General features: G+C 40.9%; 23 protein-coding genes. 8 read left to right on the top strand and 15 right to left on the bottom strand.

What is annotated here, in order from left to right; translation table 11 throughout:
• The first annotated feature begins 49 nt into the window (after window positions 1-49).
• The 4 genes from EZJ28_RS13690 (at window position 50) to argH (ending at window position 4,328) form a co-directional block, all read left to right on the top strand.
• Entirely contained in the window at window positions 50-994 is a 945-nt protein-coding gene (locus EZJ28_RS13690; RefSeq protein ID WP_131398836.1) for an N-acetylornithine carbamoyltransferase, read from the top strand.
• An 86-nt stretch (window positions 995-1,080) separates the two neighbouring features.
• A complete protein-coding gene (gene argB, locus EZJ28_RS13685) occupies window positions 1,081-1,857 on the top strand; it encodes an acetylglutamate kinase (RefSeq protein ID WP_131398835.1) in 777 nt (258 codons plus the stop codon).
• Window positions 1,857-2,924 carry a M20 family metallo-hydrolase gene (locus EZJ28_RS13680; protein WP_131398833.1) on the top strand — a complete coding sequence of 356 codons (1,068 nt, stop codon included), beginning with the start codon at window positions 1,857-1,859 and terminating at the stop codon, window positions 2,922-2,924. Before argB ends, EZJ28_RS13680 begins: the two co-directional genes overlap by 1 nt.
• 129 nt (window positions 2,925-3,053) lie before the next feature.
• Window positions 3,054-4,328: an argininosuccinate lyase gene (gene argH, locus EZJ28_RS13675; RefSeq protein ID WP_131398831.1), complete on the top strand. Its 1,275-nt coding sequence runs from the start codon at window positions 3,054-3,056 to the stop codon at window positions 4,326-4,328.
• Window positions 4,329-4,428: 100 nt separating this feature from the next.
• Here the strand turns inward: argH and leuB are convergent, their stop codons facing one another.
• Genes leuB through EZJ28_RS13655 form a run of 4 tightly spaced genes read right to left on the bottom strand, consistent with a single transcriptional unit; the run spans window position 4,429 to window position 8,742 of the window.
• Window positions 4,429-5,544, bottom strand: a complete 1,116-nt coding sequence (gene leuB / locus EZJ28_RS13670; protein WP_131398829.1) for a 3-isopropylmalate dehydrogenase — start codon at window positions 5,542-5,544, stop codon at window positions 4,429-4,431.
• A gap of 16 nt (window positions 5,545-5,560) precedes the next feature.
• Window positions 5,561-6,175 carry a 3-isopropylmalate dehydratase small subunit gene (gene leuD / locus EZJ28_RS13665; RefSeq protein ID WP_131398827.1) on the bottom strand — a complete coding sequence of 205 codons (615 nt, stop codon included), beginning with the start codon at window positions 6,173-6,175 and terminating at the stop codon, window positions 5,561-5,563.
• Between the two features lies 1 nt (window position 6,176).
• A complete protein-coding gene (gene leuC / locus EZJ28_RS13660) occupies window positions 6,177-7,562 on the bottom strand; it encodes a 3-isopropylmalate dehydratase large subunit (protein ID WP_131398825.1) in 1,386 nt (461 codons plus the stop codon).
• A 7-nt stretch (window positions 7,563-7,569) separates the two neighbouring features.
• Window positions 7,570-8,742: a 2-isopropylmalate synthase gene (locus EZJ28_RS13655; protein WP_131398823.1), complete on the bottom strand. Its 1,173-nt coding sequence runs from the start codon at window positions 8,740-8,742 to the stop codon at window positions 7,570-7,572.
• A gap of 148 nt (window positions 8,743-8,890) precedes the next feature.
• On the opposite strand from EZJ28_RS13655, the gene EZJ28_RS13650 reads away from it, so the two are divergent.
• Both EZJ28_RS13650 and EZJ28_RS13645 read left to right on the top strand, forming a co-directional pair.
• A complete protein-coding gene (locus tag EZJ28_RS13650) occupies window positions 8,891-10,435 on the top strand; it encodes a hypothetical protein (RefSeq protein WP_131398820.1) in 1,545 nt (514 codons plus the stop codon).
• Window positions 10,436-11,305: a DMT family transporter gene (locus tag EZJ28_RS13645; RefSeq protein WP_242670128.1), complete on the top strand. Its 870-nt coding sequence runs from the start codon at window positions 10,436-10,438 to the stop codon at window positions 11,303-11,305.
• Window positions 11,306-11,312: 7 nt separating this feature from the next.
• Here EZJ28_RS13645 and EZJ28_RS13640 read toward each other — a convergent pair whose 3' ends face one another.
• The 3 genes from EZJ28_RS13640 to panB are packed head-to-tail and all read right to left on the bottom strand — an operon-like array spanning window position 11,313 to window position 13,479.
• Window positions 11,313-11,870, bottom strand: a complete 558-nt coding sequence (locus tag EZJ28_RS13640) for a sugar O-acetyltransferase (protein WP_131398818.1) — start codon at window positions 11,868-11,870, stop codon at window positions 11,313-11,315.
• A gap of 46 nt (window positions 11,871-11,916) precedes the next feature.
• Complete coding sequence (locus tag EZJ28_RS13635; RefSeq protein ID WP_131398816.1) at window positions 11,917-12,618, bottom strand: RluA family pseudouridine synthase; 702 nt, start codon at window positions 12,616-12,618, stop codon at window positions 11,917-11,919.
• Between the two features lie 42 nt (window positions 12,619-12,660).
• Complete coding sequence (gene panB / locus EZJ28_RS13630; RefSeq protein ID WP_131398814.1) at window positions 12,661-13,479, bottom strand: 3-methyl-2-oxobutanoate hydroxymethyltransferase; 819 nt, start codon at window positions 13,477-13,479, stop codon at window positions 12,661-12,663.
• A gap of 64 nt (window positions 13,480-13,543) precedes the next feature.
• Between panB and EZJ28_RS13625 the strand changes: the two genes are divergently transcribed.
• Window positions 13,544-14,002, top strand: a complete 459-nt coding sequence (locus EZJ28_RS13625; RefSeq protein ID WP_131398813.1) for a nuclear transport factor 2 family protein — start codon at window positions 13,544-13,546, stop codon at window positions 14,000-14,002.
• Between the two features lie 67 nt (window positions 14,003-14,069).
• On the opposite strand, the gene EZJ28_RS13620 is transcribed toward EZJ28_RS13625, so the two are convergent.
• From EZJ28_RS13620 to EZJ28_RS13610, 3 genes are all read right to left on the bottom strand, one after another.
• A complete protein-coding gene (locus tag EZJ28_RS13620; RefSeq protein WP_131398811.1) occupies window positions 14,070-15,074 on the bottom strand; it encodes an alcohol dehydrogenase in 1,005 nt (334 codons plus the stop codon).
• 70 nt (window positions 15,075-15,144) lie between these two features.
• Window positions 15,145-15,822 (bottom strand): type II CAAX prenyl endopeptidase Rce1 family protein, encoded by a 678-nt coding sequence (locus EZJ28_RS13615; protein ID WP_242670127.1) that lies wholly within the window; start codon window positions 15,820-15,822, stop codon window positions 15,145-15,147.
• Between the two features lie 28 nt (window positions 15,823-15,850).
• Window positions 15,851-17,284, bottom strand: a complete 1,434-nt coding sequence (locus tag EZJ28_RS13610; protein WP_131398809.1) for an L-serine ammonia-lyase — start codon at window positions 17,282-17,284, stop codon at window positions 15,851-15,853.
• Between the two features lie 218 nt (window positions 17,285-17,502).
• Between EZJ28_RS13610 and dnaK the strand changes: the two genes are divergently transcribed.
• A complete protein-coding gene (gene dnaK / locus EZJ28_RS13605; RefSeq protein ID WP_131398807.1) occupies window positions 17,503-19,431 on the top strand; it encodes a molecular chaperone DnaK in 1,929 nt (642 codons plus the stop codon).
• A 70-nt stretch (window positions 19,432-19,501) separates the two neighbouring features.
• On the opposite strand, the gene phoU is transcribed toward dnaK, so the two are convergent.
• The 5 genes from phoU to EZJ28_RS13580 all read right to left on the bottom strand — a co-directional run bounded on the left by phoU (window position 19,502) and on the right by EZJ28_RS13580 (window position 23,757).
• Window positions 19,502-20,176, bottom strand: a complete 675-nt coding sequence (phoU, locus tag EZJ28_RS13600; protein ID WP_131398805.1) for a phosphate signaling complex protein PhoU — start codon at window positions 20,174-20,176, stop codon at window positions 19,502-19,504.
• Window positions 20,177-20,186: 10 nt separating this feature from the next.
• Window positions 20,187-20,993 (bottom strand): phosphate ABC transporter ATP-binding protein PstB, encoded by an 807-nt coding sequence (gene pstB, locus EZJ28_RS13595; protein WP_131398803.1) that lies wholly within the window; start codon window positions 20,991-20,993, stop codon window positions 20,187-20,189.
• 15 nt (window positions 20,994-21,008) lie between these two features.
• Window positions 21,009-21,863, bottom strand: coding sequence for a phosphate ABC transporter permease PstA (gene pstA / locus EZJ28_RS13590; protein WP_131398801.1), 855 nt, complete (start codon window positions 21,861-21,863; stop codon window positions 21,009-21,011).
• On the bottom strand, window positions 21,856-22,734 hold the full coding sequence (gene pstC / locus EZJ28_RS13585; protein WP_131398799.1) for a phosphate ABC transporter permease subunit PstC: 879 nt from the start codon (window positions 22,732-22,734) through the stop codon (window positions 21,856-21,858). Before pstC ends, pstA begins: the two co-directional genes overlap by 8 nt.
• A gap of 66 nt (window positions 22,735-22,800) precedes the next feature.
• Window positions 22,801-23,757, bottom strand: a complete 957-nt coding sequence (locus EZJ28_RS13580) for a PstS family phosphate ABC transporter substrate-binding protein (protein ID WP_131398797.1) — start codon at window positions 23,755-23,757, stop codon at window positions 22,801-22,803.
• Between the last annotated feature and the right edge of the window lie 4 nt (window positions 23,758-23,761).

Raw genomic sequence — 23,761 nt, 5'->3', positions numbered from 1 at the left:
TTCCTCAGTCGTTTTACTTCTTCGGAATGACAAAATTGAAAATGAAAGAATGAAGAATTACATCACATTATCAGATATAGAAAGTTTAGACGAATTGATTAATGAAGGCCTTCAGTTGAAAAAGGAAAACAGCGTCCCAAATCTTGGAAAGGGGAAAACACTAGGGATGTTGTTTTTTAATCCGAGTCTGCGTACCCGCTTAAGTACCGAGAAAGCTGCAAAACTCCTTGGGATGGATGTGATGGCCATGAATGTAGATAAGGATGGCTGGGCTCTGGAATTTGAGGATGGTGCAGTAATGGATTCTAACAAAGCCGAACATATCAAGGAAGCGGCTGGAGTTCTTTCTCAATATTGTGATATCATAGCGGTTAGAGCTTTTCCAGGTTTGGAGGATAAAGAAAAAGATGAAGCTGAAACTGTATTGAACAGTTTTAAAAAATACGCTTCGGTTCCGGTTATCAATCTCGAAAGTGCAACGGGTCATCCCTTGCAGGCCCTTACCGACGCAATAACGATAACCGAAACCAAACAAAAAGAGCGACCTAAGGTGGTGCTTACCTGGGCTCCGCATCCTAAAGCCCTGCCGCAATCGGTGCCTAATTCGTTCGTTGAGGTCATGCAAAAGATGAATGTGGACCTGGTGATCGCGAATCCCGTGGGTTATGATCTTAATCCCGAAGTGACAAAGAAGACTGCTGTGACCCATAATCAGGAGGAAGCTTTGAAGGATGCCGATTTTGTATATGTGAAGAACTGGAGCAGTTATGAGCAGTATGGAAAAGTGCTGAAAACAGACAGGGATTGGACCCTGACAAAAGATAAATTGGAAAACTTAAACAATCCCAAAGTGATGCATTGTTTGCCTGTACGAAGGAATGTGGTGATAGCCGATGAGCTTCTGGACAGTCAGGATTCTTTGGTCATTCAACAGGCCGGGAACAGGACCTATGCTGCACAGGCTGTTTTGAAAAGGTTGTTAGAAGAAAAATAAGAAGGATTTAAGAAAAAGATATCTCGACTTCGCTCGATATGACTCTAGCATTTTATTAGTGCATTCGCGCAAAAGATTCAAAGAAGATGAAATCAGTACTGAAAATAGTAAAAACCGGAGGTAAGTTAATTGAAAACAAGGCCAGGTTTCAGGAATTTCTAAAAGATTTTTCCGCCCTGGGGGGACCTAAGATCCTGGTTCACGGCGGTGGGAATTTCGCTACCGAAGTTGCAACAAAACTTGGATATGAAACCAAAATGCTTGATGGTAGAAGGATAACCGATGAAAACTCCATGCAGGTTATAACCATGGTATACGCCGGTCTCATAAGTAAGAATATTGTGGCCGGTCTTCAAAAACTGGGAAGCAATGCCGTAGGGCTTTGTGGTGCCGATGGGAAAAGTGTCATTTCGAGGAAACGTCCTGTAAAGGAAGTAGATTACGGTTTTGTAGGGGATATTAAAGAGGTGAATACTACTTTCATTTTATCGCTTCTGGAACAGGATATAGTTCCTGTATTTTCGGCTATTTCTTATAGTAATGAAGGGGAGATCTTAAATACCAATGCCGATTCTGTCGCAGCTGAAATTTCAAAAGCGATGAGCCGGGAATATGAAACTGAGCTTTATTACTGTTTTGAAAAGAAAGGAGTACTGGCTGATGCCCAGGATGATAATTCGGTTATAGAGGTTTTGGATAAAGAAAAATATCAGGAACTTGTCGAAAAAAAGATTATTAGCGATGGGATGTTGCCTAAACTGCATAACTGTTTTCAGGCTCTTGAAAATGGGGTTTCCACAATATACCTGGGAGATTCAGGATTACTTCAAAAGAATTCAATTCATACAAAAATCGTAGAATAATGCAGATCTCAGACTTACAGAAGGAAGCTATTGAATTACTTAAAAACCTGATCGAAACAGAGTCGTTTTCCGGAAAAGAGGATAAAACCGCAGAATTACTGGAGAACTGGTTCAAAGAGAAGAATATTCCTTTTTTCAGGCATCTCAATAACGTCTGGGCTGTAAACAAGCACTTTGATAAGGCAAAGCCGACATTGCTTCTAAACTCACACCACGATACGGTTCAGCCAAATTCGGCTTATACGCGGAATCCCTTTAAAGCGAAAGTAGAAGATGGAAAACTATATGGTTTAGGCAGTAATGATGCCGGTGGGTGTTTAGTGTCTCTTCTTGCTACTTTTACTTATTTCTATGCAGACCGGGATCTGGATTATAACATAGTCTATGCGGGATCGGCAGAAGAGGAGATCAATGGTAAAAATGGGATCGCCAATCTTTTGCCAGTGATGCCACACATAGATGTAGCCATTGTGGGGGAACCTACCTTGATGGACCTGGCGATCGCAGAAAAAGGTTTGGTTGTCTTTGATGCTGTAGTAAAGGGAACTCCATCTCATTCTGCGCATCCAAATGATAATAACGCCATCTATAAAACTGCTAAGACTCTGCAATGGTTCGAGAATTTCAGTTTTGGAAAGAAATCCGAAGCTTTGGGAGACGTGAAGCTTACAGTGACCCAAATAAATGCCGGAACCCAGCATAATGTAGTGCCCGCAAAGGTAGACCTGGTGATAGATGTGAGGGTGAACGATTGTTTTAGCAATGAGGAAATCGATAAGATCCTGCAGGAGAAGGCACCGGTTGATGAGATAACGCCACGATCATTAAGGCTTAACTCATCTTCTATTCCCAAAGAACATGAGCTGGTGAAAGCGGGAATAGATTTAGGGATGAATACCTATGGTTCACCAACCCTGTCAGACCAGGCAATGCTTAAATGCCCATCGTTAAAGCTGGGTCCGGGTGACTCCACTAGGTCACATTCGGCTGATGAATTCATTTATATAAAGGAAATAGAAGAAGGAATAGAAAAATATATAAAGCTGCTGGAAAAAGCGATTAAATAACCGCATTTCGACAGGCTCGGTACGACAATATGGTCAATACATTATTGGGTCAAGCTGAACTTGTTTCAGCTTCTCAATAAAGACTAACCTCTCGACTTCGCTCGAGGTGACATTGTAAAATTAAAGATTATGAAACTCTGGGACAAAGGTATTTCAATAGATAAAAAAATAGAACAGTTCACAGTTGGCAACGACAGGGAACTGGATATGCACCTGGCCGAATATGATATCATCGCCTCCAAAGCTCACGCGAAGATGTTGGGAAAGGTCGGAATATTGGCTGCGGGGGAAGTTCAGAAGATATTAAAAGAGCTGGATGAATTGAATAAACAGCTGGAAAATGGCAGTTTTGTGATTGAGGAAGACTTTGAGGATGTCCACTCCAAGATCGAATTCGAGCTTACAAAAAAACTGGGCGAGAGTGGTAAAAAGATTCATACTGCGCGTTCCAGAAATGACCAGGTGCTGGTGGCAATGCAGCTTTATTTTAAAGAAAATCTGAAAGAGATCCATTCCAAAACCGAAGAACTTATCGAAGTCCTTTTGAAACTGGCCGATGAGCATAAGGAAAAACTCCTTCCAGGTTATACCCATCTACAGGTTGCCATGCCTTCATCTTTTGGACTGTGGTTCTCAGCTTATGCAGAATTGCTGATAGATGATCTTTATTTACTGGAAGCAGGGAAGAAAGTAGTGGATCAAAATCCCTTGGGCTCAGCTGCCGGATATGGGTCCTCATTTCCTATAGACCGTGAATTCACCACGAAGGAACTTGGCTTTGCAGATTTGAAATATAATGTGGTGGCCGCCCAGATGAGCAGAGGAAAATGTGAAAGAACAGTAACTTCAAACATCTCTTCACTGGCAAATACTCTTTCAAGATTTGCCATGGACGTGTGCCTGTATATGAGTCAGAATTTTGATTTTATTACTTTCCCAGATGAACTTACAACAGGTTCCAGCATTATGCCTCATAAGAAGAATCCCGATGTTTTTGAACTTATAAGGGGTAAGTGTAATAAACTCCAGGCCATCGCCAATGAGATGATCCTTATCACCAATAATCTCCCTAGTGGATATCACAGGGATTTTCAGCTAATTAAGGAGAACAGTATCTACGCTGTGGAGAATATGAAAGAGATCCTGGACATCTTTATTCACTCAATTTCGGTTATTAAGGTCAAAAATGTTGATCTGAACGATGAAAAATATAAATACCTCTTTACAGTTGACAGCATCAACGACCTTGTGATGCAGGGAAATTCATTCAGGGATGCATATAAGGAAATAGGAGAGCAGGTGCAGCACAATACTTATAAACCTTCTGAATCCAAAAAACATACACATCTTGGCAGTAAGGATAATCTTGCTTTAAATGAGATAAGAAGGAAATTGCAAAAATAAGATTGAACTTCAGAGTTCTATTGGTTTTCCTTCATATGGGACAAAAAAAACCCCCTGAAAAATAAACTCCAGGAGGTCCCAAACTTAAATGAAGAAAAAATTAAATAATGGTCATTTGGCCAAAATTTAAGTTGTCATTATTTATAATATGATTATCAGTATCTCCGATCACACTTTCCAGGAAATCACCCACCTTTTCAGTTGTATAATGATTATCTGTATTGATATCTGGAGTACATACATTAAAATGGATGCTTACCTCTACTGCTTTTCTAACCACTGCCGCTTCTTTTTCGAGTCCGAAATGGTCCAGAAGCATGGCTGCTGAAAGGATAGAAGCTACGGGATTTGCAATTCCTTTTCCGGTCGCCTGCGGATAAGATCCGTGAATAGGTTCAAAAAGAGCGCTTTTTTCTCCTATCGATGCAGATTCAAGTAACCCGATGCTACCGCCAATCACACTGGCTTCATCAGATATAATGTCACCAAACATATTTTCAGTAAGGATCACATCAAACTGTTTGGGATTCAATATCATTTGCATTGCGGCATTATCCACAAACAGAAAATCAAGCTGAACATCTTCGTATTCTTCTCCTATTTCTTTTACGGTCTTACGCCATAACCTGGATGTTTCCAGTACATTGGCCTTATCTACAAGTGTTAGTTTCTTATTTCTTGATTGAGCCGCTTTAAAAGCTAAATGGGCAACCCTTTCAATTTCTTCTACCGAATAGGTACAAAGGTCAGAAGCTGTTTTTCCATCCTCGCTGGTGCTCTTTTCCCCAAAATATATTCCGCCTGTAAGTTCCCGGTAAATGACCATATCGGCTCCAGAAATATTTTCGGCCTTTAGAGGAGATCGGTCTACGAGTTTGTCGTAAGCCTTTACCGGCCTGATATTGGCAAAGAGACCAAGCTCTTTTCTTAATTTCAACAGACCCTGTTCCGGTCTTACTTTGGCAGAAGGATCATTATCATATTTTGGATCACCAATTGCCCCGAACAGCACAGCGTCAGATTTTTTACAAAGTTCCAATGTAGCGTCCGGCAACGGATTCCCCCAAAAATCGATTGCTACCGCACCTACGGCGGCCTCTTCAAAATGGAACTCATGTTCAAATCGGTCTGCAACAGCTTTCAACACTTTTACTGACTGCTGTGTGATTTCGGGACCAATCCCGTCTCCGGGTAGTACAGCTATATTTAATTTCATGATTATCTAAATTTTATTACATCTGAGCTTCGGGGTGCTTCTTCGAGACATTCTTCTCTTCGAATTTCTTAATAGAATCCAGTTTACTAACCAGAAAGTCTATATCATCATAACCGTTTATCAGACATGTTTTTTTGTAAGGATCTATATCAAAATTTTCCTTCAGATCAGTTCCTTTAATTTCGATCTGCTGTTTTTCAAGATCGATCTGTATTTCCTGAGCTGGATTAAGATTTATCGCAGTGAACAATTTTTCCAGGAATTCAGGGCTAACCTGTACCGGCAGCACTCCATTATTAAGGGCATTACCTTTAAAAATATCAGCGAAATAACTTGAAACAACCGCTTTAAAGCCATAAGCTTTTATGGCCCAGGCGGCATGCTCACGACTGGAACCACATCCAAAATTATTACCTGCTACAAGTATGGATCCTTTATATTTTGGATCGTTCAAAATAAAATCTTCATTCTTACTGCCATCTTTCTTAAATCTCCAGTCTCTGAAAAGATTCTCACCAAAACCAGCCTTATCTGTCGCTTTTAGAAAACGCGCAGGGATGATCTGATCGGTATCCACATTTTCAGAATCCAATGGTACAGCGGTATCTATAAGAGTTATAAATTTTTCCATTCTAGTTCAGGCTTTTTGTAAAGTCGGTTATTTTTCCGGCTACTGCAGTGGCTGCTGCGGTGAGCGGACTTGCAAGTATGGTTCTTGAACCCTGTCCCTGTCTGCCTTCAAAGTTCCGATTGCTGGTTGAAACACAATATTCACCCTCCGGGATCTTATCGTCATTCATCGCAAGACAGGCTGAACAACCCGGTTGCCGAAGTTTAAAACCAGCCTCTTCAAATACCTTATCAAGGCCTTCTTCTTTGATCTGAGCCGCTACCTGACGTGAGCCCGGTACAATAAGGGCATTCACATTCTCTGCTTTTTGTTTTCCTTTAATATAGGAAGCCGCAACCCTGAAATCTTCGATCCTCGAATTTGTACAACTTCCAATAAAGATATAGTTGATAGGCTTTTCGAGGAGTGTTTCCCCCGGTTTGAAGTCCATATAGGCCAGGGCCTTCGCATCACTTTTATTACCTTCAGTGGGAATTGAACCTGTAAGTTTGATCCCCATTCCCGGATTGGTTCCGTAAGTGATCATGGGCTCGATATCTTCTGCCTCGAATGTATATTCCTTATCAAATTCAGCACCTTCATCACTTTTTAAAGTTTTCCAGTATTCCAGCTGGTTTTCAAACTCAAGTCCTTTTGGTGCAAATTCACGGCCTTTTACGTATTCAAATGTAGTTTCATCTGGAGCGATCAATCCTCCACGGGCGCCCATTTCAATACTCATATTACAAACTGTCATACGGCCTTCCATAGACATCTCTTCGAAGACATTTCCGGCATATTCACAGAAGTAACCGGTACCCGAATTGGTCCCCAGTTTACTTATTATGTACAGAATAACGTCTTTAGGAAGAACTCCTTTTTTAAGCTTTCCGTTTACGTTAACTCTCAGTTTTTTAGGTTTTTCAACTAGCAAACACTGACTCGCAAACACCTGCGAAACCTGGCTGGTACCAATTCCGAAAGCGATCGTACCAAAAGCGCCGTGTGTAGAGGTATGGCTATCACCACAAACAATGGTCATTCCCGGCTGGGTAATTCCCAGTTCGGGAGCCATTACGTGCACGATACCATTATAGGGATGGCCAAGACCATAAAGTGTAATATTATTCTCTTCGCAGTTCTGGGATAACTCTTTCAATTGTTTTCTTGAAAGAAGGTCCTTTACCGGTAAATGCTGATTTTCTGTTGGTGTATTATGGTCGGCCGTGGCAACGATCTGCTCCGGCCTGAAAACAGGAATCTCCCGTTCTTTTAATTCATTAAAAGCCTGCGGACTTGTCACTTCATGTATCAGATGTTTATCGATATATAAAATGTCAGGTCCGTTCGGGATACTTTCAACCACATGGGCGTCCCATATTTTATCGAATAGTGTCTTTTTCTTCATAAAAGTTTTAAGCAATTGCTCTGGAGCTCTTTCTGTAGATATCCATTATTGTATGAATGTCTGTATCGGCAACTTCTTTTTTTGCATCGGCAAAATTCAAAAACTCCGCATATACCACATCCAATTCAAGTTTTGTTAATTCATAACCCATCTTTTTAGCCTTAAAAGCGAGGGCAGCCCTACCACTTCTTGCGGTAAGCACAATTGCAGATTCGGTTACCCCAACATCTGCAGGATCAATGATCTCATAGGTCTCACGATTCTTGATGACTCCATCCTGATGTATTCCTGAACTGTGAGCAAATGCATTGGCTCCCACTATAGCCTTGTTAGGTTGAACCAGCATTCCCATTTCACGGGATACCATTTTACTGGTATCGAATAGTAGTTTTGGATTGATATCGGTGTTCAGATCAAGGTTAGGGTGCTGGCGAAGGATCATTACCACTTCTTCCAAGGCGGTATTTCCAGCCCTTTCACCAATACCATTGATAGTACATTCTATCTGGCGGGCTCCATTCATCACCCCAGAAATAGCATTTGCGGTAGCAAGACCAAGATCATTATGACAATGACAGGAAATAATAACATTTTCAATCCCTTCAACGTGATCTTTAAGGTATTTTATCTTCCTTCCATAATCTTCCGGAAGGCAATATCCGGTAGTATCAGGAATATTAAGCACTGTCGCCCCAGCCTTTACCGCCTCGGTACAAACTCTGGCAAGAAATTCATTACTGGTACGGCCCGCGTCTTCAGCATAGAACTCCACATCATCAACATATCTTCTTGCATGCGCAACAGCTATCGCTGCCCTTTCAATGATCTCTTCCCGGCTGGAGTTAAACTTATATTTAATATGAGAATCTGAAGTTCCGATCCCCGTATGAATTCTGGGTTTTCGGGCATATTTCAAAGCCCTTGCAGCAACTTCAATATCATTTTTTACCGCACGGGTAAGTCCACAAACAGCAGCGTTTTTAACAATTTTGGAGATCTCGTTTACAGATGTAAAGTCACCGGGGCTGGACACCGGAAATCCGGCTTCTATCACATCTACTCCCAGTTCATCGAGTCTCGCGGCTATCTTTAATTTTTGTTGTGTATTTAATTTACAGCCAGGGACCTGTTCTCCATCACGTAAGGTAGTGTCAAAAATTTCTACTTTTTCTGTGCTCATATGAGATTTTTTTTGCTTTATCTTTAACTAAAGTATTGGAAAACATATGCATCAATAGGTATTCTGGGAGGGGTGTTACGATACTTGAAGTATTAAATTATAGTTAAAAACACCTGAATTACAAGGGTTTATAAATAAAAGTATTACAATGACCAATGACTTAACTGAAAATCTTTTTTCTTTAATAAAATCTTTATCCGCATCAGAAAAGCGACAGTTTTCCCTGTATGTTGGCAGAATAGGGGTGAATACTGACAGTAAATTTTTAAATCTCTACAAGGTCATTTCCAGGCAAAAGAAATATGATGAGGAAGAAATTTTAAAGAATACCAGGATCAGTAAGCAACAGCTTTCCAATGTTAAAGCTCATCTTTATAAGCAATTGCTTATCTCTCTCAGGTTAAACCCAGCCCATCAGGATATTCCCGTTCAAATAAGGGAACAACTCGATTTTGCATATATACTCTATCATAAAGGACTTTATAAACAAAGCCTGAAAATTCTTGATAAGGTCAAATCCCTGGCGCTTACCTATGAAGAAAAGAACGTGGCTTATGAGATACTGGAACTTGAGAAGATAATAGAGTCGCAATATATAACGCGTAGTATTAAGAATCGGGCAGAAACACTTATTCAGCAAACCGAGGAGTTGAATAAACTCAATCTTATTTCAGGGAAATTATCCAATGTTTCACTGGAGCTTTATTCTATTTTCCTGAAGATGGGGTATTGCCGAACCGAGGAGGAAGCCCAGGAGATCAAGGATTATTTTAAAAGGAAGTTACCCGAATATAATTTCAGGGAACTTGGGTTCAGGGAAAAGCTCTGGCTTTATAAGGCCCATTTATGGTATAGTTTTCTCATCCAGGATTTCCTGGGATGTTATCGATACTCTACAAAATGGAACGATCTTTTTAAAGAATATGAACATCTTATTCCCATTCATCCGGTTTCCTATCTTAAAGGGAGTCATTATTTACTGGAATCTCTTTTTTACCTGAATCATACCGAACTTTTTGAGCAAACCCTAAAACATCTGGAAGATTCGCTGCGAGATGCGAAGATCCCCCATGACGATAATATCGCGGCCTTATCATTTCTCTATGTTTATTCCAATAAGCTGAATCTGAAATTCATGAAGGGTGAATTTGGTAATTCCGATGAACTGGTAGAAAAGATAAATCAGAAGATCACAAAATTCAGGGGCAGGCTGGACGAACATCATATCATGGTATTCTACTATAAGATCGCCTGTCTATATTTTGGCGATGGAGATAATAAGAAGTGTATAGTGTTCCTTAAAAAGATCATTAATAATAAATCACTGGAGATGCGTGAGGATCTCATGTGTTTCGCGAGGATACTAAATCTGGTCGCACATTATGAGGCTGGAATGGATTATCACCTGGATAGTCTGGTTAAGTCTACCTACAAGTTTCTTATCAAAATGAATGACCTTCATGAGGTTCAGAAGGAGATGATCAGGTTCCTAAGACATCTTCCGGATGTTTCACCTCTGAATATTAGGGATGAATTCAGGAATCTTCATTCAAAACTTAAAAAATTTGAAGATCATCCTTTTGAAAAAAGAGCATTCTTATATTTGGACATTATTTCGTGGCTGGAAAGCAAGATCGAAAACCGGCCCGTGAAGGAAGTGATCAAAGAAAAGAATCAGGAATACTCTAGATAGGTGTTTAAAAACAGTCAGCAATTAACCAATATTTTACAGCTAAATTTCGCGGTACTCCTTATAAGTACTTCGGGAGTTCTTGGCAGATATATTATGCTGCATCCGGCTGTGACCATCTTCTACAGAACTCTGATCGCAAGTATGGTCTTTTATCTCTTTTGCCGATGGAGGAAAATAGACCTTCGTATAGAAAACAAACGTGACCTTTTAAAGATAATTATTGCTGGAGTGTTACTGGGAGGACACTGGGTAACTTATTTCTTTTCACTTCAGTTTTCCAATGTGGCGATCGCGTTGCTTTCCCTTTTTACTTATCCTGTAATAACCTCTTTACTGGAACCCTTTATTCTAAAAACTGAATTCAATAAGATCCATTTGCTTTTAGGAATTCTGGTGCTGGGAGGAGTTTATTTTTTAAGTCCCGATCTGGATTTTGAAAACAGTTATTTTCTGGCGGTCATACTTGGAGTTGTCTCAGCGGTACTTTACGCCTTACGCAATATTCTTATGAAAAGAGAGGTGGAAAAATATAATGGAACCAGCCTGATGTTTTACCAGATCGTAGTAGTTGCTTTTTGTCTTTTCCCTGCCGTTTTTTTTAGCGATTTTAGTGAAGTGGTTCAGCAATGGCAACCCCTTTTGATCCTTGCTGTTCTAACAACCTGTATAGGCCACACCTTGTTTTTACTTAGTTTTAGAAATTTTACAATTACAGCGGCGAGCATTATGAGTAGTATGCAGCCGGTATATGGAATAATTCTGGGAATTTTCTTTCTTAATGAAATTCCATCCTTAAAGACACTCGTAGGAGGCTTATTGATCATTAGCGCTGTTCTGATCGAAAGTTCTCTGTCCCTCCGAAAAAAATAAGCTTGGTCTACTCAAGCTTACGAATAACCCGACAGGGATTGCCAGCTGCAAAGACATCTGAAGGGATATCTTTTGTTACCACGCTTCCAGCCCCAATAACAGATCTGTCACCAATTGTCACTCCCGGACAAATTATAGCACTACCACCTATCCACACATCTTCGCCAATATTTATAGGTTCTGCATATTCAAGTCCGGAAGCCCTTTCCTTAAAATCGAGTGGATGAGTAGCGGTATATATCTGGACATTTGGACCAAGTACAGTACGGCTACCAACAGTAACCGGCATAACATCAAGTACAACACAGCTGAAATTGAAAAACACTTTCTCACCAATGTATATATTAGTTCCGTAATCACAATAAAAAGGAGGTTGGATCCACAGGTCTTTTCTGGCATTGGGGAGCAGATCATCAAGAATACCTTTTCTCTTTTGAACTTCATCTTCCCTGGAATCATTCAGTTCTTTGATGAGGAGTCGGGCATGTAATCTTTCATCTGCGAGCTCTTCGTCCAGGGCATTATATAATTCCCCGGAAAGCATTTTTTCTTTTTCGGTTTTCATAGAAGGAAAGTTGAAGAGATATTAATCCTTCAAAAGATAGTATTTTTTATAAACATGCGTCCCAAATGGGATCCTTCGGGGGTGGTGCGGTAACGTGAACAGGGATCTTTTTCACCGGATGTTCAAATTTGAGTTCCCGGGCATGTAAATGTATACTGGCGTCACGGTTACTGCGGTCAAACCCATATTTCAGGTCTCCTTTTATAGGGCAGCCGATCGCCGAAAGCTGACTCCTTATCTGGTGATGCCTTCCTGTTTCAAGGTCTACTTCCAGCAGGTAATAGTTATCCAGTTTTTTAAGCAGGCGGTATTCAAGGATGGCTTTCTTGCTGTCCGGGACCTCCTTTATATTGGCGTAAGACTTATTTTGTTTGGGATTTCGCTTCATGAAGTGTGTAAGCCGGTCATTTTCCTTCGGTGGAGGGTTTTTGACCACTGCCCAATAGGTCTTTTTCGCATCCTTATTCTGAAAAAGTTTGTTAAGCCGGGGCAGAGCTTTGGAGGTTTTTGAAAATAGAACGACCCCACTCGTAGGGCGGTCCAGCCGATGCACAACTCCCAGGTAAACATTTCCAGGTTTATTGTATTTCTCTTTGAGAAAAGACTTTACAACCTCGCTAAGAGGTTTGTCTCCTGTCTTATCTCCCTGGACAATATCGCCGGGTCTTTTATTGACTATAATAATATGATTGTCTTCGTAAAGAACTTCCAGATTATCTTTATTGGAAAGGGTTTTTTCAGAAGTCAATTGTTGGATTTTTTGAGATTTGAAGAATCTAATTTCTCAACATTAATATTGTTCCTCTTCTGATGGGAAATCCTGGTTTTTCACATCATCCCTGTAATTTTGAAAAGCCTTTGTCATTTCCGCATGAAGATCGGCATAACGTCTTAAAAAACGAGGGTTGAATTCATGTGTCATTCCGAGCATATCATGAATAACAAGAACCTGTCCATCAACTCCATTTCCTGCGCCTATCCCTATCACGGGGATGCTAATACTTTCAGCAACTTCTCTGGCAAGTTCTGCCGGCACCTTTTCAAGAACCACTGCAAAACACCCCATTTTTTCAAGCATTTTAGCATCGCTTTTGAGCTTTTCAGCTTCGTGCTCTTCACGGGCTCTTACTGTATAGGTGCCGAATTTATAAATAGACTGTGGTGTAAGGCCCAGGTGACCCATTACAGGGATACCGGCGTGTAGAATTCTTTTAATGGAATCTTTCACTTCCTTACCACCTTCCAGTTTAACGGCGTGTGCACCGCTCTCCTTCATGATCCTTATTGCCGATCTTAAAGCTTCTTTGGGATCGCTCTGGTAACTCCCAAAAGGAAGGTCTACTACTACAAGGGATCGGTTGATAGCTCTCACCACACTGGTCGCGTGATAGATCATCTGGTCGAGGGTTATTGGTAAGGTAGTTTCATGGCCGGCCATCACGTTGCTCGCAGAATCACCTACAAGGATCACATCTATTCCGGCTCCATCAACAATTTTTGCCATGGAGAAGTCATAGGCAGTTAGCATGGCGATCTTTTCACCATTTGCTTTCATATCCACTAAGGATTTTGTGGTGATACGCTTGTATTCCTTTTTAGCAATAGACATCAGCTTTTATTTAAATTTGAGTAAAAGTAGTAAATTCGTCAGCCACATTCAAAACTAGGTTTCAATGAAAAAAATATTATTTCTGGTTCTCATTTTAATAAATATGTCAGCATTTTCCCAGATGAATGGTTCTACCGGTACGCCGGAACAATTAGTGAAGGATTTTTTCGTGGCTTTTCACGCCCAGGATACTGTAACGCTTAAGAAATTTGCGCATGAAGGAGCAAGGCTTCAATCTGTTTCTATAGACGCAGAGGGCAATACTAATCTGACTACAGATGATTATTCCAAATTCCTGAAAAGTATAGCTTCGATTCCTGCTGATGCGACATTTGAGGAAAGGATACATGAATACAGAGTGGAAGAGAATGGTAGTCTGGCAACGGTAACGACTCCTTATACGCTGTATTTCAATGGTAATTTATATCACTGTGGCGTGAACAGTTTTCAGTTAGTTAAGTTCAAGGGGGAGTGGAAGATCGTATATCTTATTGATACCCGAACCAAAAAGGATTGTAAATAGATTTTTATTTTATAAAAGCCGGAAATCAAAAGCTGATATTCCGGCTTTACAAGTTAGTATTGGCAACTTAAGGTTTTAGTACCACCCTGAATCTCGCCTTGTTGTTCATCATTCTTTCAAAAGCTTCATTCACCTTTTCCAGCGGATATTCCTCGATCATCGGTTTTGTATCTGTCATGGCGCTGAAATTCAGTGTATCTTCAGAGTCCATTGCGGTACCGCTAGGCCATCCCGCGGCCGATTTTCTTCCCATTAGTAATTGCATTGGTGAAACTTCAATAGGTTCGCCGGTAGCTGCCACCATAAGGAGCTTTCCGTCAATCCCGAGGCCGTCAACTACCGAGGATATTGCATCGCTATGGGGTGCGGTGGCAAGGATAAGTTTAGCCCCACCCAGTTTTTGTAGCTCTTCTGAAGCGTTCTGATTTCCTGTATTTATAAAATGATGTGCACCAAGCTCTTTGGCAAGCTCTTTTTTATTATCGCTGGTTGAAATGGCGATGGTACGCATTCCCATTTTATTAGCATATTGTATGGCCAGGTGACCCAGACCGCCAATTCCCTGTACAGCCACTACATCACCTGCTTTTATCCCAGAATTTCTAAGTGCGTTATAAACGGTAATTCCGGCGCATAACAAGGGAGCTGCATCGGCAGATGATAATTCTTCTGGCACACCAGCCACCGCCTCCTTTGGTGCAGTCATGTATTCCGCGTATCCGCCATCATAAGAGATTCCGCTTATCTTTCCGTTCTGGCAATTTATGAAATCGCCTCGCCTGCAGGGTTCGCATTCAAAACAATGCCCTCCGTGCCAGCCAACTCCCACACGCTGACCTGTTTTCCAGTTGGAAACATTACTTCCAACTTCTTCCACAATTCCAACGACTTCATGGCCCGGCACTCTGGGATATTCTATTCCCGGAAACGCTCCTTCCTTTACAAAATTATCGCTATGACATATCCCACAGGCTTCAACTTTAATAAGTACTTCATTTTCAGCAGGAGATGGTTTGTCAATTTCCTTTACAATAAAATCTCCGCCTTTTTCTTCAATTAATGCTGCTTTCATAATTTCTGCAATTTTTTGAATGCAGAAGTTACAAAATCATAATCCAAAAGCCTTTAAGGCTTTGTTAAGACTAGGACAGGGCATAAGGCAGTAAAAAGATGAGCACAATAGAATTATTCATACTATGCATCAGGATTGGCCAGACCATACTTTTATTTTCAAGTTTTATCTTTCCGAAGAAGAAACCTGCGATAATACGTGGAAATATCATCATGAAAAGTACAAGGTCAATCTGAAAAGTATCCACATAATTGAAGATGTGGACAAAACCAAAAATGACAGAGCCAGGTATCCAGATCATGAGGTAGTACTTATGTAATTTCTCACAGACTTTATCATAAAAATCTTTGGAGATCAATTGATCCAGGGCATAATAAAACAGAAGGATCGTTCCGAATAATAAAGAATACCGAAGGGTCCAGTGACCTTCCTCCGGAATTAGAAGTGCGCCTATCGTATAAAGTATGGCACATAGAAAGAGCTTAAGACTGCGAGAGGAAGGCTTAACAAGGCTTCTAAAAATGCTTTCCTCTAATACAGGCGCAGCAATAACGGCCAGGAATACAAATTTCCAGGGGCTTTCCTTAAGAGTTTCGAAGATCTCGATCTGCTCATATTTATTGAAATCCAGATCAAAAATAAAAACATCTAGTATCCTCAGAACTATGAAGAACAGGAAGTAGCAGGCGATCATTAAGGTAAAATTCCGCAACAGGTTCTTTACCTTACTCCATTTATCATATGCCATAGGATTTTCCAAGTCTTAAAGATAAGAACTAGCAATCACTTAGGTTCACCTTAACTGCCAGTCCGCCTTCAGATGTTTCCTTGTATTTTTTGTTCATGTCTTTGGCGGTCTCCCACATTGTCTCAATCACTTTATCCAAAGGAACCTTAGCACGGCTGGCATCACTTTCCATAGCGATCTCGGCCGCATTGATAGCCTTAATGGCACCCATGGCATTCCTTTCTATGCAGGGCACCTGCACCAGTCCGCCAATAGGATCACAGGTTAGCCCTAGATGATGTTCCATGGCGATCTCACTTGCCATAAGGACCTGTTCGGGAGTACCTCCAAGAAGTTCGGTTAGACCACCCGCTGCCATAGCTGAAGAAACTCCAATCTCTGCCTGGCATCCACCCATTGCTGCCGAGATGGTTGCTCCTTTTTTGAACAGACTTCCAATTTCACCCGCAACCAGCATGAATCTTTTGATCTCATCAAAACTCGCCTGGTGATTTTCTATTACCATATAATACATAAGCACGGCGGGAACAGTGCCTGCACTTCCGTTGGTAGGAGCGGTAACCACTCTTCCAAGTGAAGCATTTACCTCATTTACGCTTAGGGCAAAACAGCTAACCCATTTCAATATTTGACGGAACTTTACTTCGGTCTTTCGGATAGCCGGGATCCAGTCTTCAACACTGGAATATTCCGTGTCTCCAATTAGTCTTTGATGCATCTCAAAAGACCGGCGCTTTACATTAAGACCACCGGGAAGTGTACCTTCAGTGTGACAGCCAATATACATAGACTCCAGCATAACCTGCCATATCTGCTTTAAGCCGGTATCTATCTCTTCATCACTTCTTAGAGAACGTTCATTTTCAAGAACAATATCAGAGATCCTTTTATTCTCAGCCTTACAATACTGCACAAGTTCGGTAGCCTTTTCCACAGGAAATGGAAATTCCTGAAAATTCTTCATTTTCTTGCTGGCATTCTTTCTTTCCTTCTTAACCACGAATCCCCCCCCAATCGAATAGAAGGAAGAAGAAGTTTTTTTACCATTTTTGAGTATAGCTCTGAATGTGATCCCATTTGGATGAAATTCGAGGAACTTTCGGTTGAATTTGATATCTTCATTGAAACTGAAATCAAGCTCTCTTTCTCCATTCAGCAAAAGCCTGCCCGAGTGTTTTAATCTTTCAATTTCAGACTCAATAATGGAGATATCCATGGTCACAGGATCATGTCCCAGTAATCCTAAAATAGTAGCAATATCTGTAGCGTGGCCTTTTCCTGTGAGACTCAGAGATCCATACAGGTCTACATGTATCTTTTCCACCTCATTGAACCTTTCTTTTTGTTTAAGTTCGGCGATCCATCTTTGAGCGGCCCGCCATGGTCCCAGGGTATGAGAACTGGAAGGTCCCACACCCACTTTGAGCATATCAAAAACGCTTATGCATTCTATTTTTCGCATTCAGAGTACAAATTTGCTCACAAAAATAAGGAATTGTTAATGCTACCCATGAAATATTGAAAAAATAATATTTCCTTATCAAAGTCTTCCTGTTTGCACCAATGACACGGCTTTTCCTGAAAATGTGACAACCTGTCATAAGATTTGTGCTGGCATAATGATTGACTTCTTGTGACTGTAAAATTGAAAAACTAACGTAAAAAACAAGTTATATAGTTATGAGTAAAGTAATTGGAATTGACTTGGGTACCACCAACTCCTGCGTTGCCGTAATGGAGGGTAATGAGCCTACGGTGATACCTAACGCCGAAGGGAAAAGAACCACGCCTTCTGTGATCGCATTTGTGGAAGGTGGCGAAATAAAAGTTGGTGACCCTGCAAAACGTCAGGCTGTGACTAACCCACAGAAGACTATTTCTTCCATTAAACGTTTTATGGGGAATAAGTATTCTGAATCTGAAAGAGAAGCGAAGAGAGTACCTTATACTGTAAAGAAAGGTGATAATGATACCGCCCGTGTAGAAGTGGACGGACGTCTTTATACACCTCAGGAGCTTTCAGCAATGGTACTTCAGAAGATGAAGAAAACCGCTGAAGATTATCTTGGTCAGGATGTGACCGAAGCGGTAATTACCGTTCCTGCATATTTTAATGACTCTCAACGTCACGCAACAAAAGAGGCCGGAGAGATCGCAGGTCTTAAGGTAAGAAGGATCATTAACGAGCCTACTGCTGCGGCACTGGCTTATGGTCTTGATAAAAAATCTCAGGATCAGAAGATCGCGGTATATGACCTTGGTGGTGGTACATTCGATATTTCCATTCTTGAATTAGGTGATGGTGTATTTGAAGTACTTTCTACTAATGGTGATACTCACCTTGGTGGTGATGACTTTGATGAGGTATTGATAGATTATCTCGCAGACAACTTCAAAAAAGCTGAGGATATCGATCTTAGAGATGATCCTATGGCACTTCAGCGTTTGAAGGAAGCTGCTGAGAAAGCGAAGATCGAATTATCTTCTTCTTCGCAGACAGAGGTGAATCTGCCTTATGTAACTGCTACTGCCAGCGGACCTAAACACCTTGTAGAGACCATTACACGTTCTAAATTTGAGCAACTGGCTCACGATCTTGTAAAAAGGTCTATGGATCCGGTGAAAAAAGCTCTTAGCGATGCCGGTCTTTCAAAAAGTGATATTGATGAGGTAATTCTTGTAGGTGGTTCAACCCGTATCCCTAAAATTCAGGAAGAGGTTGAGGCATTCTTTGGTAAGAAACCTTCTAAAGGTGTAAACCCTGATGAAGTTGTAGCTATTGGTGCTGCTATCCAGGGTGGTGTACTTACTGGAGATGTAAAAGATGTATTGCTTCTTGATGTTACTCCACTTTCTCTAGGTATTGAAACTATGGGAGGAGTTAACACTAAACTTATTGAAGCGAATACAACCATTCCAACCAAGAAGTCACAAACATTCTCTACTGCAGCTGATAATCAGCCGTCTGTTGAGATTCACGTACTTCAGGGAGAGCGTCCTATGGCAGCAGATAACAAGACAATTGGTAGATTCCACTTAGACGGAATTCCACCGGCGCCAAGAGGAACTCCTCAAATTGAAGTTACCTTTGATATCGATGCCAACGGTATCATCAAAGTAAGCGCTACAGATAAAGCAACCGGTAAGTCTCAGGATATTCGTATTGAAGCTTCGTCAGGATTGACGGAAGAAGAGATCGAGAAAATGAAGAAAGAGGCAGAAGCTAATGCTGAATCTGATAAAAAAGCGAAAGAAAAAGTTGATAAGCTTAACGAAGCTGATGCAATGATCTTCCAGACTGAAAAGCAGTTGAAAGAATTTGGTGATAAATTATCTGACGATAAGAAGAAGCCAATCGAGGAAGCATTGGAAGAGCTTAAGAAAGCTTACGAGACCAAGGAAGTTGAAACTATTCAGCCAGCTTTAGACAAGATCAACGAAGCATGGAAAACAGCTTCAGAAGAGATGTATAAAGCACAGGCAGAAGCTCAGGGCGGACAAGCTGGAGGACCACAGCAAGGTGCAACCGGAGCTCAGGGTGGAACTGAAGGAGGAGACTCTAAAAGTGGAGACGACGTAGAAGATGTAGATTTCGAAGAAGTGAAGTAATCTTCTGAGCTATATAAAGTAAAAACCCCGCAAACTGCGGGGTTTTTTTATTGAGGTAAGAAAAAACAAATTACTTTTTTGGTCCTTTTTTCTTACTGTGCTTAAGAACTTCTGCTTCCATGTAGAAGATTATCTCTTCAGCAATATTTGTGATAAGGTCCCCTACACGTTCAATTTTCTTGATTATCGAAAATAGAAGGAGATACTGTTCTATTAGTAAAGGATCCTTTTTTACTTCCTCCGAGATCACTCCGAATGCGGCGAGATTTATTTTGTTAAGAAGTTTATCCTTTTTAAAAACCTTTCTGGCTTTATTGGCATCTTCATCTCTAAAAGCGATCTGTATATCGTCAAGCATAGAAAGGGCTGCATCGTACATCTCTTCAAATCTTAATCTTTCCAGTAATTTATGCTCTACTGGCGTATCTACTTCCACTATATATTTGGAAATTCCATAAGCGTGGTCTCCAACCCTTTCAAGATCAAAATTGATCTTTCTTAAGGCGAGTACAAACCTCAGGTCTACCGCCACCGGATTGTGAAGAGCGATAAAACGTTCGCAATCACGGTCAATCCTAAGATCAAGGCTGTTTACCCGATTCTCTGAATGTAAGACATCTTCAGCAAGGTCATTATCATGGTTTAAAAATGCCTCCCTGGATTTCTTTAATTGCTTTCTACAGAGATTGAACATCTCTATGCCATGCTGTTTAAGTAAATCTCTATGTTCTTCTAAATTTATCATAAGTCAGGTTTTATCCGAAACGGCCGGTTATATAGTTTTCCGTTTGCTCTTTCTCCGGATTGGTGAAGAGTTTATTGGTTTTGTCATACTCTATGAGGTCTCCCATATAGAAAAAGGCAGTACTGTCACTAATTCTACTTGCCTGTTGCATATTATGGGTTACAATTACAATAGTATACTTCTCTTTAAGCTTATAGATAAGATCTTCAATTTTTGCTGTGGAGATAGGATCCAGGGCAGAGGTTGGTTCATCCATAAGAATGATCGAAGGTTCCACTGCAAGAGCACGGGCTATACAAAGTCGCTGTTGCTGTCCACCTGATAATGCCAGTGCCGACTTGTTTAGGTCATTTTCAACTTCATTCCAGAGTCCTACCTGTTTGAGGGATTCCTCAACACGTTCCTGTAGAAACTTTTTATCTTTTATCCCTTGTATCTTCAAACCATAAGCCACATTTTCGAAGATCGACTTTGGGAACGGGTTTGGCTTTTGAAAGACCATTCCTACCTGCTTCCGAAGCAATTCTACGTTAATGCTCTTATCGTAAATGTCTTCACCATCAATATTGATCTCACCTTCCATTCTGAAGCTATCCACATAATCGTTCATTCGATTGAACAGTCTTAAGAAGGTTGACTTACCACATCCGGAAGGTCCGATGAAAGCTGTAACCTTGTTAGGTTTAATATCCATGCTAACTCCTTTGATGGCCATAAAATCACCATACCATACCTTTACGTCCCTGGCCTGTAATTTATATTTCCGTTTGAGGCTGCTATCTATTATGCTTTCCTGCTTTTTTTTCTTTTTTATCATTTTATAACACTTGTGTTATTTGAATTTTTTCTGCCATTTATTTCTGAAATAGACCGCTATACCATTCATTATAAAGGTAATTAACAATAATATTATGATAGCTGCGGCCGCATTTTCCACGAATCCATGTTGTGGCCTGGTGATCCAGTTGAAGATCTGAATAGGCAGCACCGAGAATTCATCCATGGCTGAAGAAGGAGCAAAGGGAACATATGCGAGAGCACCAATAACAATTAAGGGTGCAGTTTCTCCAACTGCTCTTGATAATGCCAGGATTACTCCGGTTAGAATCCCTCCAAACGAGGCTGGTAATAACTGATGATATACGGTTTGCCATTTTGAGCCCCCCATGGCGAAAGACGCATCCCTGACCGATTTTGGTACCGCCTTCAGCGCTTCGCGGGTTGAAACTATAACTATGGGGAGTATCAATAGGGCCAGGGTAAAACTACCTGCGAGTACACTGGATCCCATTTCCATGATCCTAACAAAAACCTCCAGTCCTAATAATCCATAAATTACCGAAGGTACTCCAGCCAGATTAGAAATGTTCACTTCCAAAATGGTTGAGAGCTTATTCTTTTTGTTATATTCTTCCAGGTAGATTGCTGCCGCGATCCCAACTGGTAATGCTATTATGGTAGTTAAAATCAGTACCCAGATACTTCCCATTAGGGCAGTATAGATACCAGATCTCTCCGCTTTTCTTGAGGGTAGATTTGTTATAAAGTCCCAGTCTATCCTCATTATTCCATCAATAAAGATATTTCCAATAAAGATAGCGAGTAAGATCAGACCAAGTAAGGTACAGGCTATTCCCCAGTATTTGAAAGCCTGATCTTTAAGCCTGTTTGCTTTAATATTATTCATACTTCTCCTGGAATTTTTTACGTATTCTGTAACTCAGGGTGTTGAGAAGGAATGTAAAGATGAATAGTGTGATTCCTGCAGCGAAAATGGTCTTGTATTCCAATGATCCATGCTGAACATCGCCCAGACTCACCTGTACTATGTATGCGGTAATGGTCTCCACCGGTACGGTGGGATCAAAAGTAAACCTTGGTTGCTGTCCCGCGGCGATAGCAACGATCATGGTTTCTCCTATAGCCCTTGAAATTGCAAGGATAATGGATACAACTATTCCAGAAGACGCTGCCGGTACCATTACCCTGAAAGAGTTCTGTAATTTAGTAGAGCCCATTCCGTAAGCCGCTTCCCTTAGAGAATCGGGCACGGCGTGAAGCGCATCCTCACTTAAGGAGGAGATATATGGAATGATCATGATCCCCATAACTAAACCTGCAGAGAGTGAGTTGAAACTGGAAATCTCGGGAAAAATGGATTGCAGAAAAGGTGTTACCACCATCAAGGCAAAAAAGCCGTAAACAACCGTAGGAACAGCTGCAAGAAGTTCCAGTAGAGGTTTGATGGTTCTCCTAAAACTTTTTGGAGCATACTCACTTAAATAGATGCTAATTGATAAGCCCACGGGAACTGCAAAAGCAATCGCTATAAATGAGGTAAGAAGAGTTCCTGATAATAGAGCTAAGATTCCAAAGTGTTTGTCTGTGAATAAAGGTGTCCACTCCGTATCTGTAAGGAATTCAAAGATAGAAACCTCACTAAAGAAGTTCACTGCTTCAATGGACAGAACTAAAATAATACCTATGGTAACCGCAATAGTAATCAGGGAACTTGCCAGCAAGGTCCTTTCAATTACCAATTCTTTTAGTTTCCGCATGTAGTATAAAAATTGAAATAACCCTGGGCTCCCATTTTTTTGAGAGCCCAGATCTATTCTTTAAACTTACTTAGTCTCTTTTTCTTCTTTTTTATTCTTTGCCACGAAGTCTTCAAACTTCTTCTTCTGCTCGGCATATTCCTCCTCTGTTAGGGGAAAGTAACCTACATCCTTAGCAAGACTGCCTGCTTCATCAAGATAGAAATTCACGAATTCTACAACTGTTGGATCCTGAATAGCGGTACTACTTACATAGATAAATAATGGTCTTGAAAGAGGAGAATAAGTACCGTTGTTTACTGTTTTAGCCGTAGGTTCTACAGGACCATTTCCACCATCTACAGCCGCCAAGTCAAGTTTATCTGAATTTGCCTCGTAATAAGCAAGACCAAAGAAACCTAATCCGTATTTATCTCCGGCAACACCCTGTACCAGGACGTTGTCGTCTTCACTTGCCGTGAAATCACCTCGGCTTGCTCCACCTTCACCTACAATGGCCTCGGTGAAATAATCGAAGGTCCCAGACGCCACACCAGGGCCAAATAGATGTATTTCCTCATCTGGCCATTCCGGATTGATCTGGCTCCATTTCATAATCTCTCCCTGAGCTGCAGGTTCCCAGATCTTTTTAAGTTCTTCCACCGTAAAAGATTTAGCCCAGTCATTTTCAGGATTTATTACCACTGCAAGCCCATCATATGCTACTTCAAGTTCAACATAATCTATGTTATTCTCTTTAGCTAAAGCAGCTTCTTTTTCCTTTATTTCTCTTGAAGCATCAGAAATATCAGTCTCTCCACGTGTGAATTTCTGAAATCCACCACCGGTTCCGGAAACGCCTATAGTAACGTTTACTCTGGGTTTTACGGCTCTGAATTCCTCGGCTACCGCCTCGGTGATGGGATATACTGTACTGGACCCGTCAACTGTAATTGTTCCGGATTCATCTCCGTTCTGTCCTTTGTTGTTTCCGCAGGCAATCATGGTGAAGGCAACTACGGCAATAGCTAATATCTTTTTCATAGTT

Source organism: Gramella sp. KN1008 (genome assembly GCF_004332155.1).
GTDB lineage: Bacteria > Bacteroidota > Bacteroidia > Flavobacteriales > Flavobacteriaceae > Christiangramia.
Note: the sequence above shows the minus strand (reverse complement) of the source record. Positions and strands in the feature narration are given on the sequence as shown.